This is a genomic window from Aurantimonas sp. Leaf443, assembly GCF_001425575.1.
Taxonomy (GTDB): Bacteria; Pseudomonadota; Alphaproteobacteria; order Rhizobiales; family Rhizobiaceae; genus Leaf443.
Genome location: NZ_LMRD01000001.1, coordinates 581,761 through 596,255, shown reverse-complemented (window position 1 = coordinate 596,255; position 14,495 = coordinate 581,761). Strand labels below are relative to the sequence as shown.

11 protein-coding genes are annotated in these 14,495 nt (G+C 69.9%); 1 reads left to right on the top strand and 10 read right to left on the bottom strand.

The genetic code is table 11. The features are described from left to right. Positions 1-17 precede the first annotated feature (17 nt). The 3 genes from ASG48_RS02670 to ASG48_RS02660 all read right to left on the bottom strand — a co-directional run bounded on the left by ASG48_RS02670 (position 18) and on the right by ASG48_RS02660 (position 2,844). Entirely contained in the window at positions 18-1,523 is a 1,506-nt protein-coding gene (locus tag ASG48_RS02670; protein WP_055844742.1) for a PAS domain S-box protein, read from the bottom strand. A 157-nt stretch (positions 1,524-1,680) separates the two neighbouring features. Further along, positions 1,681-1,893: a hypothetical protein gene (locus ASG48_RS02665; RefSeq protein ID WP_055844739.1), complete on the bottom strand. Its 213-nt coding sequence runs from the start codon at positions 1,891-1,893 to the stop codon at positions 1,681-1,683. Between the two features lie 87 nt (positions 1,894-1,980). Beyond that, entirely contained in the window at positions 1,981-2,844 is an 864-nt protein-coding gene (locus ASG48_RS02660) for a hypothetical protein (protein ID WP_055844736.1), read from the bottom strand. Between the two features lie 613 nt (positions 2,845-3,457). On the opposite strand from ASG48_RS02660, the gene ASG48_RS02655 reads away from it, so the two are divergent. Then, entirely contained in the window at positions 3,458-5,656 is a 2,199-nt protein-coding gene (locus ASG48_RS02655; RefSeq protein WP_055844733.1) for an EAL domain-containing protein, read from the top strand. Between the two features lie 57 nt (positions 5,657-5,713). On the opposite strand, the gene ftsW is transcribed toward ASG48_RS02655, so the two are convergent. The 7 genes from ftsW to ASG48_RS02620 form a co-directional block, all read right to left on the bottom strand. Beyond that, entirely contained in the window at positions 5,714-6,868 is a 1,155-nt protein-coding gene (gene ftsW / locus ASG48_RS02650; protein ID WP_055844730.1) for a putative lipid II flippase FtsW, read from the bottom strand. A gap of 3 nt (positions 6,869-6,871) precedes the next feature. Then, a complete protein-coding gene (gene murD, locus ASG48_RS02645; protein ID WP_055844727.1) occupies positions 6,872-8,266 on the bottom strand; it encodes a UDP-N-acetylmuramoyl-L-alanine--D-glutamate ligase in 1,395 nt (464 codons plus the stop codon). Positions 8,267-8,269: 3 nt separating this feature from the next. Continuing rightward, a complete protein-coding gene (gene mraY, locus ASG48_RS02640; protein ID WP_055844724.1) occupies positions 8,270-9,352 on the bottom strand; it encodes a phospho-N-acetylmuramoyl-pentapeptide-transferase in 1,083 nt (360 codons plus the stop codon). Then, positions 9,349-10,794, bottom strand: a complete 1,446-nt coding sequence (locus ASG48_RS02635) for a UDP-N-acetylmuramoylalanyl-D-glutamyl-2,6-diaminopimelate--D-alanyl-D-alanine ligase (RefSeq protein WP_055844721.1) — start codon at positions 10,792-10,794, stop codon at positions 9,349-9,351. The genes mraY and ASG48_RS02635 overlap by 4 nt, the downstream gene beginning before the upstream one ends. Next, positions 10,791-12,239: a UDP-N-acetylmuramoyl-L-alanyl-D-glutamate--2,6-diaminopimelate ligase gene (locus ASG48_RS02630; protein ID WP_055844718.1), complete on the bottom strand. Its 1,449-nt coding sequence runs from the start codon at positions 12,237-12,239 to the stop codon at positions 10,791-10,793. The genes ASG48_RS02635 and ASG48_RS02630 overlap by 4 nt, the downstream gene beginning before the upstream one ends. A gap of 133 nt (positions 12,240-12,372) precedes the next feature. Then, positions 12,373-14,133 (bottom strand): penicillin-binding protein 2, encoded by a 1,761-nt coding sequence (locus tag ASG48_RS02625; RefSeq protein ID WP_055844715.1) that lies wholly within the window; start codon positions 14,131-14,133, stop codon positions 12,373-12,375. Continuing rightward, positions 14,130-14,489, bottom strand: a complete 360-nt coding sequence (locus ASG48_RS02620; RefSeq protein ID WP_055844712.1) for a hypothetical protein — start codon at positions 14,487-14,489, stop codon at positions 14,130-14,132. The genes ASG48_RS02625 and ASG48_RS02620 overlap by 4 nt, the downstream gene beginning before the upstream one ends. Positions 14,490-14,495: the final 6 nt, after the last annotated feature.

Below are 14,495 nucleotides of genomic sequence, written 5' to 3'. Positions count from 1 at the left end.
GCGCGCCGAAGGCGCGGCTAGCGCTTGGGTTTGGTCCCCGCGCGCGCGACTTCCGCGCCGACGATGCCGCGCTCGCGCGCCCAGACGATCGCCTCGCTGCGGCGGTGCACGTCGATCTTGGCGTAGATGCGCTGCACGTGGTTGCGCACCGTGTTGCGCGACAGGAAGAGCGTCTCGGCGATCTCCTTGTCGTCGAGCCCCTGCGAGACGAGGCCGAGGACCTGGCGCTCCTTGTCGGTGAGTTCGGCGCCGCCCGCGCGGCGCGCGCCGTCGGGCTGGGGCGAGCGCAGGTTGGCGAGCTTCTCCATCACGCTGCGGCTGAGCCAGGACGTGTCGGCCAGCGCCTCCTCGATGGCCTTCACGAGTTCGAGCTCGGAGGTCTTGCGCACCGTGATGTCCTGGAACACGTCGAGCACGCAGGCCTCGCCGCCGATCGTCACCGTCTCGGCCGACACGAGGCAGTCGGTGATGGACCCGTCCTTCTTCTTCAGCTTGGCCTCGTATCCCCTGAAGCCGCCGGTCTCGATCAGCTCGCGCTCCTGCTTGCGCCGCGTGGCGGCCGTGTCCCAGAGCTCGATCTCGGCGGCGTTGCGGCCGACGACCTCCTCGATCGACCAGCCGGTCTCCTTCAGGAAGGCCTCGTTGACGTCGAGGATGCGGAAGCCGTCCAGCGTGCAGACCTTCATGGGGACGGGCGCGAGGCGGAAGGTCTTGGCGAACTTCTCCTCGCTGTTGCGCAGGGCGCTCTCGGCCTTCCGGCGCGGTTCGAGATCGGCGAAGGTGAAGAGCATGCAGCGCTCGTCGCCGATCTCGATGGGCTGGCCGGCGACGATGACGAGCTTGGTCTCGCCGTCGGGCAGCTGCAGGCAGGCCTCCATCTGCGGCACCGTCGCCCATTCGGAAAGGCGCGCCTTGCCGATCTCGCGCTTCTCGGCGCCGGCCATCACGTCGAGATCGTAGACGGAACGGCCGATCACGGCCTCGCGGGCGTAGCCCGTCATGTCCATGAAACCCTGGTTGACGCGGATGAAGCGCAGATCCGAGATGCGGCAGATGAGGGCGGGCGCGGGATTGGCGTTGAAGGCGCTCTCGAAGCGCTCGACCGCCTGTATCTCGTCCGTCGCGTCGGTGACGATGAGGACGAGGCAGTCCGGATCGCCCGCGCCGTCGGTGAGGACGAGGCTGCGCACGCGGTGGACCCATTCGGGCTCGGCCGCGCCGAAGCGGGCGACCTCGACCACGACGTCCGTGAACAATTCGCCCGCGATGACGCGGTCCGCGGGATAGGACCCTTCGTCGAGCAGGTGATTGTTGCGGTAGCGCAGCTGATAGCGAAGCCGGTACTCGTCGACATTGCGGCCGAGATCCTCGACGGCGCCCGCGCCGTGCATGCGCAGCGCCGCCTCGTTCGCCCAGGCGATCGTCTGGTCGGGATCGATCAGGATCACGCCTTCCGTCAGCCCGGCGATGATCTGCTGCAGCTGCTGGCGCTCGACCTTCTGTCCGTTCAGGGTGTCGACCATCGGTGTTCCATCGCAATGTCGGATGAGATGTCGATCGGCGTCCGCAGGCCGCCTCCTCGCGGATGCCATCTGGAAGTTGCGGCGGGCGCCGCCTTCGGCAAGAGCGACTTGTCGTGTCGAGACGACGGCCCGCGGCGCCGGCGTCTTCGCGCCGCGCTCAGGCCGGGACGAGGGCGCCGTCGGCGAAGGGATCGTAGGGACCGCGCCCCTGCTCCAGCCAGACGGTCTGGTGGTCGAAGCCGGCCATCCAGTTGATCCAGTCCTCGCAGTCGATGGGATGGGGATTCGCGCTGCGGGACACGCCCTGGCGGGCGGCGGCCGCGCCGGCCCGCAGGATCGCGGCGCGTTCGGACGAGATGGTTGCGCTCATGATCGTGTCTTCGGGATCGTCTTCGTCGTTGGAGGGAAAGATGCGCGAGAAAGGGCGGCCCGGTGCGACCCGGGCCGCCGAGAGCGTTCAGAGGCGGCGCGGGGCGGCCGCGACGCGGCCCGAACGGCCGCCGAACCAGCCGGCCAGCGCGCCGAGGACGAGCGCTGCGGCCGCGCCGAGCGCGCCCTTGGAGACGACGGAGGCGGTGGCCTCGGCCGCCTGGCTCGCCTTCTGGCGGGCGTCGTCGAGCGTTGCGCGGTACTGCCGCTCGATCTCGGCGACCTGACGGGTGGCCTCCTCGACGGGAATGCCCTTCGCCTGCGCCAGGGCGTCGGCCGCCTGCCGGCCGGCATCGGCGCCCCCGCCCGTCAGGAGCGAGCGGATGGCGTTCACCGCATTGGCCTGCAGCGCCTCCGGATCGGAGCCGGTGGAGCGGACTTGGTTCTCGATCGCCTCCAGCGGGTTGGCCTCGGCGAGCGCCGGCGCGGCGGTCTCTGCCACCGTGCGGCCGACGCCGCCGACGAGCGAGGACACGCCGCTGAACGCGCCGCCGAGGATCGCGCCGACCGAGGTCGTCAGCAGGTAGAGGACGAGAAGCGTGGTGACGGCCCAGGTCGTGAGGCCGTGCAGGCCCGCCGAGGCCGGCGCCGTGCGGCCCGAGAGACGCGCGGCGACATAAGCGCCGAGGAAGGTGGAGACGAGGACCGAGCCGACCGACCAGACGGCGGCGCCGATGGGAAGCGAGGAAGACGCGCTTTCGGCAGCGCCATTCCCGAGATCGAGCGAGGCGGCGCCGATGCCCGCGCCGACGAGGACCAGCGTCACCTGGCTCGCCAGCGCGATGGTGACGCCCGCCAGGATCGCGCCCCAGGACACCTTGTTGGCCAGGACGGCCTCCTGCGTCCCGATGGGTCCCGTTGCATGCACGACGTCCGTTCGAATGGCCGACACCGCTCGCTCCCTTGGCTCTCGTTCAGCCGAGGCCCGTTCGGCCCGGCACCGGTCCGCCCCATGCGGCACCGACAGCCAGGGAGGTAAGCGACGTCGATGCCGTCACTAGAAGCAACCTCATCAGTCCAACTGATGCGGACGGTTCTTTCTGACGCGATCGGGCATGGCGAGCCCTCGCTTCGGGCGCGCCCGTCCGGCGGCGCGGGACGGCGCGAGAAATCCCCATGAGTCTGCGGGCACCCTCGCCCGGTGGATCCATGTCCGCACGGCGCGATGGAGCGGGCCCGCAAGAGGACGCCCCGCGCGGCAGCGAGCAACGCCAAATGCAGGAGCGGGCACGATCCCGGAGATGTTCTTCGCGCGAGCGTCATCCACCGCGACGGCGGAGACATACAAGATATCGCTATCGAGATCGGCGAATCGGCGTCTGAAACCCGGCGCCCCGCAGGCGGCGATACTGCCTGTGCCGTTCGCAAAGGTAAACGCGACCGGGAAGTCTTCCGTAACGTCTTCGTGGCATCGTTGCGCAAGACTTGCATGAAACAGGATCCATCACTTCAGACATCAAAGGACCTTCGAGCGTGCGGGACGCTTGGTCCGATAGGACGCGACGATGGCCAGCTCTTTCTTTCCCGTCCCGCAAGACGAGGCCCGCCGGCTTCTGGCGCTCGACGAGTATCATGTGCTCGACACCGCGCCCGAACCCGGGTTCGACACGATCGTGCGCCATGCCCGGCGCATCTTCGGCGTGCCCATCGCCCTCGTCTCGCTCGTCGCCGCGGACCGGCAGTTCTTCAAGGCGCGGCTCGGCCTCGACGCCTGCGAACTGACGCGCGAAGGCTCCTTCTGCACCCACACGATCCTGACGCGGGACGTCATGGTCGTGCCGGACGCCACGCTGGACGAGCGCTTCGCAGGATCCGCCCTCGTGACCGGCGAGCCCCGCATCCGCTTCTATGCCGGCGCGCCGCTGGTGACGCCGGACGGGTTCGTGATCGGCGCGCTCTGCATCAAGGACGTGGTGCCGCGCCCGCACGGTCTCTCGGCGGACGAGCGGCAGTCGCTGGCCGACCTTGCCGGCCTCGTGATGGACAAGCTGGAAGTGCAGCGCCTGTCGACCATCGAGGCGGACGGGCGGCGCCGGTTCGACGCCGTGGCCGGCTCGGCGGCGGACGCGGTCGTCTGCGCGGACGGGGAGAGCCGCATCCTCTCCTGGAACAGCGCCGCCGAGCGCATGTTCGGCTACAGCGCGCAGGAGGCCGTCGGGCAGGTCCTCACCATGATCATGCCGGCCCCGATGCGGCCGATGCACGTGGCGGGCGTGGCACGGGTCACCGCCGGCCTGCCGACCACGCTCGTCGGCTCGCTCGTCACCGTGCCGGCGCTGCGCCGCGACGGGACGGAATTCCCCATCGAGCTTTCCCTCTCCCACTGGATGGAGGCGGGCGAGCACCGCTTCGGCGCCATCGCCCGCGACATCACCGAGCGGCTCGCCACGGAGGCGCGGCTGAAGCGCGCGGCCGAATACGACGCGCTGACCGACCTCGCCAACCGCACGGTCCTGCAGACCGCCCTCGCGGCCGCCGCCGCCGCCGGCCGCCCGACCTCGCTGATCCTTCTCGATCTCGACGGCTTCAAGGAGGTCAACGACAGTCTCGGCCACGCCGCCGGCGACGAGGTCCTGAAGGCGGTGGCGCTGCGCCTGCGCGATCTCGTCGGCCAGGACGGTCTCGCCTGCCGCCTCGGCGGGGACGAGTTCGTGGTCGTTCTGGAGAACCGCGCCGACCCACTTTCGGCCGCGGACTTCGCCGATACGCTCATCGCCGCCATCGAGCGGCCGGTGGAGCTCGGCGAGCGCTCGGTCTATGTCGGGGCGAGCGCCGGCATCGCGCTCGACAGCGGCGAGGGGCGGAGCGGCGAGGCGCTGCTGGAGCAGGCCGATCTCGCGCTCTATCGCGCCAAGGCGGACGGCAAGGGCCGCGTGCGGCTGTTCACGCAGGACCTTCGCCCCATCGCGCAGACGCGCGTCTCCGTCAGTTCCGGCATAAGGCAGGCCTGGGAGAAGGGCGAATTCGAGCTCTTCTACCAGCCGCAGATCCGCCTCAGCGACGGCGCCTTCGCCGGGGCCGAGGCGCTCATCCGCTGGAACCACCGCGAGCGCGGACTGCTGTCGCCGGCGGCCTTCCTCTCGACGCTGGAGAACAGCCTTCTGGCCGTGCCCGTCTCAGAATGGATCCTGCGCACGGCCTGCCGGCAGGCGGCCGAGTGGCGCGCCGCCGGCCATGAGGGGTTTCGCGTCGGCGTGAACCTCTTCGCCGCCCAGTTCCGGTCCGGCGACCTGCCGTCGGTGGTCGAATGGGCGCTGCGCGAGGCCGGCCTGCCCGCCTGCGGCCTGGAGCTGGAGATCACGGAGAACACGATCCTGCGCAACGAATTCCGCATCCACGCGACGCTGCGGGAATTGCGGGAGATGGGCGTCGGCATCGCCTTCGACGATTACGGCACGGGCTTCGCCTCGCTCACGATGCTGAAGGACTTTCCCGTCACGCGCCTGAAGATCGACCGCTCCTTCGTCAGCGGCGCCGATGTCGGCGACCGCGACCGGCTGATCGTGGAAGCCATCTCGCGCCTCGCGCAAGGCTTCGATCTAGAGGTCATCGCCGAGGGCATCGAGACGGCGGAGCAGGCCGCGCTCATGGGCGCCTACTGCCAGGAGGGCCAGGGCTATCATTTCGGCCGGCCCATGGGCGCGAGCGCGTTTGCGGCGGCCCTTGGCGCCTCGCCCTCGGACGCGGCACGCCGGGTGGCCTGAACGCGCGGTTCGGGGAAGGCTCCCTCCCCGCCCTTCGCCTCCCCGTCCCCGAGCGCGTCAGGCCCGGTGCAGGACGAGCGTGCGCTCCATGAGGCGGTCCGTATAGGAGCGGTTCTCCGGCTTGCGGCGCGTCAGCGCCAGCACGAAGCCGGCCGAGACGGCGACGGCGAGCATCGAGGAGCCGCCATAGGAGATGAAGGGCAGCGTCATGCCCTTGGCCGGCATCAGCTGCAGGTTCACCGCCATGTTGATGATGGACTGGAGACCGAACAGGAAGACGAGCCCCGAGATGGCGAGGCGCGTGAACACGTCGCGCTGGGCGAGCGCCACGGACAGGCCGCGCACCACGACGAAGGCGAAGAGCGTCGCCAGCACCATGCAGGTGATGATGCCGAACTCCTCGGCGATGACGGAGAAGGCGAAGTCGGTATGGCTGTCGGGCAGCATGCGCTTGACCGTGCCCTCGCCCGGCCCCTGGCCCAGCCAGCCGCCGCGCATGATCGCGTCGCGCGCCGTGTCGGTCTGGAACGTGTCGCCCTCGCCGGTCACGAAGCGGTCGATGCGGCTCGCCACGTGCGGGAAGACCGAATAGGCCATCACGAAGCCGACGCCGCCGACCGCCGCGAGCAGCGAGATCCAGATCCACGGCATGCCCGCCATGAAGAACAGGCCGCCCCAGGCGCCGGAGATGAGGATCGTCTGGCCGAAGTCGGGCTGGGCGATGAGGAGCGCCGCGACGACGAGGAGCAGGATCAGCGCGAAGAGGTTGCCCGGAATCTCCGGACGGCTCGCCTTCTCGGCGAAGAGCCAGGCGCAGAGCACCACGAAAGCCGGCTTCATGAATTCGGACGGCTGGATCTGCAGGGGGCCGAGATCGACCCAGCGCCGCGCGCCCTTGATCTCGGCGCCGAAGAAGAGCGCGAGCACCATGAGGCCGAGCGCGCCGCAGAAGATGAGGAGCGAGGCGCGGCGCACGCCGCGCGGCGTCAGCAGCGAGCAGCCGAACATCACCGCCAGCGAGGGCAGCAGGAAGAAGGCGTGGCGCTTGACGAAGTGGAAGGGCTCCAGCCCGATGCGCTCGGCGACCGGCGGGCTCGCGGCGAAGGAGAGGACGAGCCCCCCCACCAGAAGCGTCAGGAAGGCGGCGAGGAACCAGCGGTCCACCCCCCACCACCAATCGCTGACGACGCTGCGACGTGCCCGGCTTGTCATCGGCTAACCCCTCGAGATCGGCTCGATCCCGGCGAGCCTGCCCACGCTTTCGCGAAAGGCGTCGCCCCGGACCTCGAAATTGCGGAACTGGTCGAAACTCGCACAGGCCGGGGAGAGGAGGACGACCTCCGCCTCTCCGCTCTCTCCGGCGTCCCGTGCCGCGTTTTCGATCGCGACGTCGAGCGTACCGGATATTTCGTAAGGAATTCGTTCACCAAGAGTGGCGGCAAATTGTGGCGCCGCCTCGCCGATCAGATAGGCCTTGGCGATGCGCGGGAAGAACGGTTCGAGCGCGGCGATGCCGCCGGCCTTCGGCAGGCCGCCGGCGATCCAGCGGATGCGCTCGAACGCGGCGAGCGCGGGCGCGGCGGCCTCGGCATTGGTCGCCTTGGAATCGTTGACGAAGAGCACCCGGCCCTGCCGGCCGACCTCCTCCATGCGATGGGCAAGACCGGGAAAGCGCTTCAGGGCGCCGGCGATTTCCGTGTCCGACAGGCCGACCGCGGTGAGAGCGGCCACGGCGGCGCAGGCGTTCTGCCCGTTATGGCGGCCGCGCAGCGAGCCGATCCCTTCGAGCGAGAAACGCGTCTCGGTTCCGCCGGCGTCGCGCCGCACCACCGTGCCGGCGTCGAAGAAGACGCCCGGGCCTTCGAGGGGCTCCTGGGAAATGCGCAGGACGGTGCGCCCCGCCGCCTCCAGCCGGTCGGCGATGGCGCGGCAAAACGGGTCGTCCATCCCGACGACGGCGGTCCGCGAGCGCGCGACCAGCCGTTCCTTGATGGCGGCGTAGTTCTCCATCGTGCCGTGGCGGTCGAGATGGTCGGGCGTCAGGTTGAGGAGGATGCCGACGGACGGCCCGAGCGTCGGCGCGAGGTCGATCTGGTAGGAGGAGCACTCCACCACGTAGAAGCGACCGGGGGCCGGCGGATCGAGCGTCAGGACCGCGACGCCGATATTGCCGCCGAGCTGCGTGTCGCGACCGGCATCGCGCAGGCAATGGGCGATGAGCGCGGTCGTCGTCGACTTGCCGTTGGTGCCGGTGATGGCGACGAAGGGGGCGTCCGGCGCGCAGGCCGCGCGCTCGCGGGCGAAGAGCTCGACGTCGCCGATCACGGGAACGCCGGCGGCCCGTGCCATCTCGACGCTCCAATGCGGGCGCGGATGGGTGAGCGGCACGCCCGGCGAGAGGACGAAGGCGTCGAAGGCGCGCCAGTCGGCGGCGCGCAGATCGCCGGTCGGGATACCTTCCGCGGCCGCCTGCGCGAGGCTTGCCGGGTTGTCGTCATGGGCGAGAACCTCGGCGCCGCCGGCGATGAGGGCGAGCGCGGTGGCCCGGCCCGAGCCGCCGAGGCCGAAGAGCGCGACGCGCCGGCCGGAAAGGGTGCGGACCGGGATCATCGCCTAGCGCAGCTTCAGCGTGGAGAGGCCGACGAAGGCGAGGATGAAGGCGATGATCCAGAAGCGGATCACGACCTGGCTCTCCGTCCAGCCGAGCTTCTCGAAGTGATGGTGGATCGGCGCCATCAGGAACACCCGCTTGCCGGTGAGCTTGAAGGAGACGACCTGGATGATGACCGACATGGCCTCCACCACGAAGAGGCCGCCGATGATTGCGAGCACGAGCTCGTGCTTGGTGGCGACCGCGATCGTGCCGGTCATGCCGCCGAGCGCGAGCGAGCCCGTGTCGCCCATGAAGATGGCCGCCGGGGGCGCGTTGAACCAGAGGAAGCCGAGGCCGGCCCCGATCACCGCGCCGCAGAGCGGGGCGAGTTCGCCCGTGCCGATGACGTAGTGGATCTGCAGGTAGTTGGCGAAGTTCACGTTGCCCGAGAGATAGGCGATGAGGCCGAAGGCGGCCGCCGCGATCATGATGGGCACGATGGCGAGACCGTCGAGCCCGTCCGTGAGGTTCACCGCGTTGCCCGCCCCCACGATCACGAAGGCGGCGAGCGCGACGTAGAAGAGCCCGAGATCGAGGAGCAGCGTCTTCACGAAGGGAAAGGCGAGCGAGGTGGCGAAGCTGCCGGTGCCCGCATGCACGATGAGGGCGCAGGCGAGCCCGGCGATGACGAATTCCAGCGCCAGCCGCAGCTTGCCGGAGAAGCCCTTGTGGCTCTGCTTCGTCACCTTCAGATAGTCGTCGTAGAAGCCGATCGCGCCGAAGCCGACCGTCACCATCAGGACGGTCCAGACATAGATGTTGCTGAGATCGGCCCAGAGCAGCGTCGCCACCAGGAAGCCGGTCAGGATCATCAGCCCGCCCATGGTCGGCGTGCCGGCCTTCTTGAAATGGGTCTGCGGCCCGTCGGCGCGGATCGGCTGGCCCTTGCCCTGGCGCAGGCGCAGCGCCGAGATGACGACCGGGCCGAACAGGAACACCATGATGAAGCCGGTGATCATCGCCGCGCCGGTGCGGAAGGTGATGTAGCGGAAGACGTTGAACAGCGGGAACTGCTCGGAGAACTGGCCGAGAAAGGCGATCATCGGGCGGTCTCCGAAGGTCTGTCGTGCGTGTCGGGGCCGATGGCGAGCGCCTCGATCGCCTCGACCACCTTGCGGAAGCCGATGCTGTTGGAGGCCTTGACCATCACCACGTCGCCGGCCCGAAGGGTCGGCAGGAGGCTGGCGTTCAGCGCCGCGGCGTTCTCGTGCCAGCGGCACGTCTGCGCCGGCAGGACGGACGCGAGCGCCTTCATGTCGGGACCGGCGAGATGGACGAGGTCCACCTTCGCGGCGGCGATCGGCTCGGCGAGCGCGGCGTGAAGGGCGGGCGCGTGGTCGCCGAGTTCGCGCATGTCGCCGAGAACCGCGATCCGCCGCCCGCCCGAGCCCGGCGCCGTGCCGCCGAGAACGGCCAGCGCGGCCTTCATCGAGGCGGGATTGGCGTTGTAGCTCTCGTCGAGCAGCGTCAGGGGACCGCCGGCCAGCGCGACGCGCGTGCTGAGGCCCCGCCCCTTCACGGCGCGCCAGGCGCCGAGCGCCCGCGCGGCCGCGCCGACATCGGCGCCGAGAAGCTGGACCGCGCCGAGGACGGCGAGGAGGTTCTGCGCGATATGGCGCCCGCTCGTCTGCAGCGCGATCTCGTGATGCGCGCCCGCGACGTCGGCGACCATGCGCGAGCCCTCGCCCGTGCTCTCGAAGGACAGAAGCCGCACCTGCGCCGCCTCGCTCTCGCCGAAGGTGAGGACGCGCTCGACGCCGGCGGCTTCCGCGAGATTCTCGAGCTGCACGAAATGCGCGTCGTCGATGTTGAGGACGGCCGTGCCGCCGGGTTCCAGACCCTCGAAGATCTCGGCCTTGGCGGTGGCGATCTCCTCCACGTCGCGGAAGAAGCCGAGATGGACGGGGGCGATCAGCGTGACGATGGCGACCTGCGGGCGCACGAACTTCACGAGCGGGCGGATCTCGCCGGGATGGTTCATGCCGATCTCGAAGACGGCGAAGCGCGCCTCCTGCGGCAGGCGGGCCAGGCTCAGCGGCACGCCCCAGTGATTGTTGAACGAGGCGACGCTCGCATGGACCGTGCCGCAGGCGGCCAGCGCCTGGCGCAGCGCCTCCTTGGTCGTCGTCTTGCCGACGCTGCCCGTCACCGCGACGATGCCGGCCTGCGACCGCGCGCGCGCCGCGACGGCAAGCCGTTCCAGAGCCCGCAGCACGTCGTCGACCACGAGGAGCGGCAGGCCGAGCCCTTCGAACTCGCCGTGCCGCGCCTTCGAGACGACGTGGAGCGCGGCCCCGCCCTTGGCGGCGGCGGCCACGAAGTCGTGCCCGTCGAACTGCTCGCCGAGGATGGCGAGAAAGGCGTCGCCCGGCTGGATCGTGCGGCTGTCGATGGACAGGCCGGTGATGGCGTCGGGCACCGCGCCGTGGAGGCGGCCGTGCATCGCCGCCGCCATTTCCTGCGTGTGCCAGAGGGGCGCGTTCATCGGGCGGCCTCGGCGATGGCGGCGCGCACTTCCTCGTGGTCGCTGAAAGGGTGCGTCACGGTGCCGACGGTCTGGCCGACCTCGTGGCCCTTGCCGGCGACGAGAACGGTGTCGCCGGCCCTCGCCTCGAGGACGGCGAGGCGGATCGCGGCGCGGCGATCGGCGACCTCGCGCGCGCCGGGCGCGGCTTCCATGATCGCGGCACGGATGGCGGCAGGGTCTTCGGAGCGCGGATTGTCGTCGGTGACGATGACGGTGTCGGCGAGGCGATGGGCGATCTCGCCCATCATCGGGCGCTTGGCGCGGTCGCGGTCGCCGCCGCAGCCGATCACGGCGACGACGCGGCCCGTGGTGAAGGGGCGCACGGCCGACAGGACGTTCTCCAGCGCCTCGGGCTTGTGGGCGTAGTCGACGAAGACCGGGGCGCCGCTGCGCGTGGTGCCCGCCAGTTCCAGGCGCCCGGACGCGCCCTTCAGGCCCTCGAGCGCCTCCAGCGCCGTATCGAGCGCGACGCCGGTGGCGATGGAAAGGCCTGCCGCGACCAGCGCGTTCGACATCTGGAACTCGCCGGCCAGCGGCAGCACGATGCGGTGGATGCGCCCGTCCGCCTCGATCTCGGCGATCTGGCGATGGCGCTCGTGCTCGAGGCGCTTCAGCGTGAGGAACCGGCCCTCGCGCCCGACCGTCAGCACCTCGGCGCCCGACAGGACGGCGGTGGCGACGGCGCGGCCGGACCATTTGTCGTCGGCGAAGATCACCGCGGGCGCGCCCTTCGGGAGAAGGGTGTCGAAGAGGCGCATCTTGGCGGCGAAATAGTCCTCGGCATCGGCGTGATAGTCGAGATGGTCGTGGCCGAGATTGCTGAAGCCGGCGGCCGCGAGGCGAACGCCGTCGAGGCGGCGCTGCACGATGCCGTGGCTGGAGGCCTCCATCGCCGCGTGGGTGACGCCCTCGCCGGCGAGCTCTGCCATGAGGCGGGCGAGATCGACGGGATCGGGCGTCGTCAGCGAGCCGTATTCGTCGCGCGTCGGCGAGACGACCCCGGTCGTGCCGATCGAGGCGGCGGCAAGGCCGGCATGGGCCCAGATCTGGCGTGTGAAGGCGGCGATCGAGGTCTTGCCCGCCGTGCCGGTGACGGCGACGACCTTCTCGGGCTGCGCGCCGTGGAAGCGCGCGGCCATCAGGGCGAGCGCGCGACGCGGGTCCTGCGAGCGCAGGACGGGCAGATCGGTCTCGACCGGCGTGCCCTCGCCCGCGAGGATGGCGGCGGCTCCGCCGGCCCTGGCCTCCGCGGCGTAGCGCGCCCCGTCGCTCTTCCAGCCGGCGAGCGCGGCGAAGAGGAAGCCGGGTTTCACGGCGCGCGAATCGGCCGTCAGTCCGGCGATGTCGCGATCCTCGCCTTGCATGCCGTCGGCGAGGCCAACGGCGAGTTCGGAAAGCTTCATCGCCCTCAACATCCGCGTTCGTTTGTCGGCGCCGCACCCGGTCCGCCGTTGGCCGTCTCTTAGAGCATCACGCCCGCGCGTGCACGGTGCTCATTGAGTCTTATCAGCCACGCCGGCCGGCAATCGTCCGCGCTCAATAGGAGACGAGGAGCGACTTGCCGGGCTCCTCGAACTCGGGCTTCACCTTGAGCAGCGTCGCCGAGCGGCGGATGATGGCGGCGACCGTCGGCGCGGCATTCGAGGCGGCGGTGGCGCCGACGCCCTTGCCCTCTTCGGGCTGCGGCTCGTCGACCACGACGAGCACGACGTAGCGCGGCGCCTCGATCGGGAAGGAGGCGAGATAGGCGTTGAAGCGCTTGTTGCCGACATAGCGGCCGTTGATGACCTTCTCGGCCGTGCCCGTCTTGCCGCCGACGCGGTAGCCCGCGACGTTGGCCGAGCGGCCGGAGCCCTCCTCGCCGTTCAGCTGGTAGAGATAGCGCATCTCGCCGCTCGTCTTCTCGCTGACGACGCGCGTCTTGACGGCATCGGCCTCCTGCGCCGTGCGCGGCAGGAAGGTCGGCGGGATGAGGAAGCCGCCGTTCATCAGCGCGACCGCGGCGACCGCCGTCTGCAGCGGGGTCGTGGCGACGCCGTGGCCGTAGGAGATCGTCATCGAGTTGATCTTCTTCCACACGGCGGGCTGCGTGGGCGAGGCGACCTCGGGCAGCTCGGTCTTCAGCCTGCTGAGGAGGCCGAGCCGCGTCAGGAATTCGCGGTGGAAGTCGATGCCGACCGCGTCCGCCTCGTGCGCCGAACCGACGTTGGAGGAATACTTGAAGATCTCCGGCACGCTGAGCGGCCGGTGCTTGGAGTGGAACTCCTTGATGGTGAAGCCGGAGACGCGGAAGGGCGAGGTGTCGAAGGAGTCGGTGATCTTCACCTTGCCCGAGTCGAGCGCCATCGCGGTGGTGAAGCTCTTGAAGGTCGAGCCCATCTCGAACACGCCCGCCGACATGCGGTTCATGTTCTCCTTCTTCAGCGCGTCGCCCGGATTGTTCGGGTCGTAGTCGGGCAGCGAGGCCATGGCGAGGACCTCGCCGGTCGACACGTCGATGATGACGCCGCCGGCCGCGATCGCCTTGTAGCGCACCATCGCGGCCGCCAGCTCGTCGCGCATGATGTGCTGGACGCGCAGGTCGATCGAGAGCTTGACCGGCTCCAGGTCGTTGCCGACGGCCAGGCCCGCGTTCTGGATGTCGCGATAGCCGCTGTCGTCGATGTATTTCTCCATTCCCGCGATGCCCTGGTTGTCGACATTGACGATGCCGACGATGTGGGACGCGGTGGAGCCGCCGGGATAGAAGCGGCGCTTCTCGGTGCGGAAGCCGACGCCGGGAATGCCGAGGTCGAGGATCTGCTGCTGCTGCGCGGGCGTCAGCTCGCGGCGCAGCCAGACGAAGCCGGCCTTGGACGAGAGACGGCGATAGAGGACCTTGGCGTCGAGGTCGGGCAGGACGGAGAGCAGGAGTTCGCTCGCCTCGTCCGCGTCCACGATGTTCTTGGGCTCGGCGAAGAGCGAGGCGGTCTTGATGTCGGTGGCCAGCACCTCGCCGTTGCGGTCCACGATGTCGGGCCGCGCCGCCATGATCTGGTCGCGCGCGCCGAAATAGGAGGCGCGCTCGTTGGGCACGGCGCCCCACATGACGAGCCGCCCGCCGATGACGGCGTAGACGCAGACGAAGAGGCCGATGGCCAGCGTGAAACGCGCCTTGTTGCGCGGCGGAGCGAGATGGCGGCGACGGCCGAACGGGTCGGCGACGGACACCGCCGGTTCCGGCGCCTTCGGAAACAGGCGCTTGAGCATGCTCGACGATTTCAGACGCGCGATGGCTTGGGGAAGACGCATGATCATCTCACCACGTGCGTGGACGCGGTCTCGGCGAAATCGGCGATGACCTTGTCGATGTCGGAAACGGGTTCGACCGGCTTCATCGGCACGGCGGCCGCCGAGACGATCTGATGGGACTCGACGGGCGAGAGCTTCAGGTCGGCCTCGAAGGCGGCGGCCAGGCGCTGCAGCCGGTCGGGCTGGTCGAGGAGGCTCCAGTCGGCCTCAAGAAGCGCGATCGTCTCGCGCTCGAGCGCGATCTTGCGCTCGACCTTGGCGATCTCGTCCTCGATCAGCTCGGCCTCATGCTTGACCGTGTAGGTATAGGCGGCCGCGGAGATCATGACCGCGATGAGCACGATGTCGATCGTCTTCAGCATGGCGGG

Excerpts from the sequence above, each read along its gene's own strand:
- ASG48_RS02670 (WP_055844742.1), bottom strand. The coding sequence starts at position 1,523 with ATGGTCGACACCCTGAACGGACAGAAGGTCGAGCGCCAGCAGCTGCAG.
- ASG48_RS02665 (WP_055844739.1), bottom strand. The coding sequence starts at position 1,893 with ATGAGCGCAACCATCTCGTCCGAACGCGCCGCGATCCTGCGGGCCGGC.
- ASG48_RS02655 (WP_055844733.1), top strand. The coding sequence starts at position 3,458 with ATGGCCAGCTCTTTCTTTCCCGTCCCGCAAGACGAGGCCCGCCGGCTT.
- ftsW (WP_055844730.1), bottom strand. The coding sequence starts at position 6,868 with ATGACAAGCCGGGCACGTCGCAGCGTCGTCAGCGATTGGTGGTGGGGG.
- murD (WP_055844727.1), bottom strand. The coding sequence starts at position 8,266 with ATGATCCCGGTCCGCACCCTTTCCGGCCGGCGCGTCGCGCTCTTCGGC.
- mraY (WP_055844724.1), bottom strand. The coding sequence starts at position 9,352 with ATGATCGCCTTTCTCGGCCAGTTCTCCGAGCAGTTCCCGCTGTTCAAC.
- ASG48_RS02635 (WP_055844721.1), bottom strand. The coding sequence starts at position 10,794 with ATGAACGCGCCCCTCTGGCACACGCAGGAAATGGCGGCGGCGATGCAC.
- ASG48_RS02630 (WP_055844718.1), bottom strand. The coding sequence starts at position 12,239 with ATGAAGCTTTCCGAACTCGCCGTTGGCCTCGCCGACGGCATGCAAGGC.
- ASG48_RS02625 (WP_055844715.1), bottom strand. The coding sequence starts at position 14,133 with ATGATCATGCGTCTTCCCCAAGCCATCGCGCGTCTGAAATCGTCGAGC.
- ASG48_RS02620 (WP_055844712.1), bottom strand. The coding sequence starts at position 14,489 with ATGCTGAAGACGATCGACATCGTGCTCATCGCGGTCATGATCTCCGCG.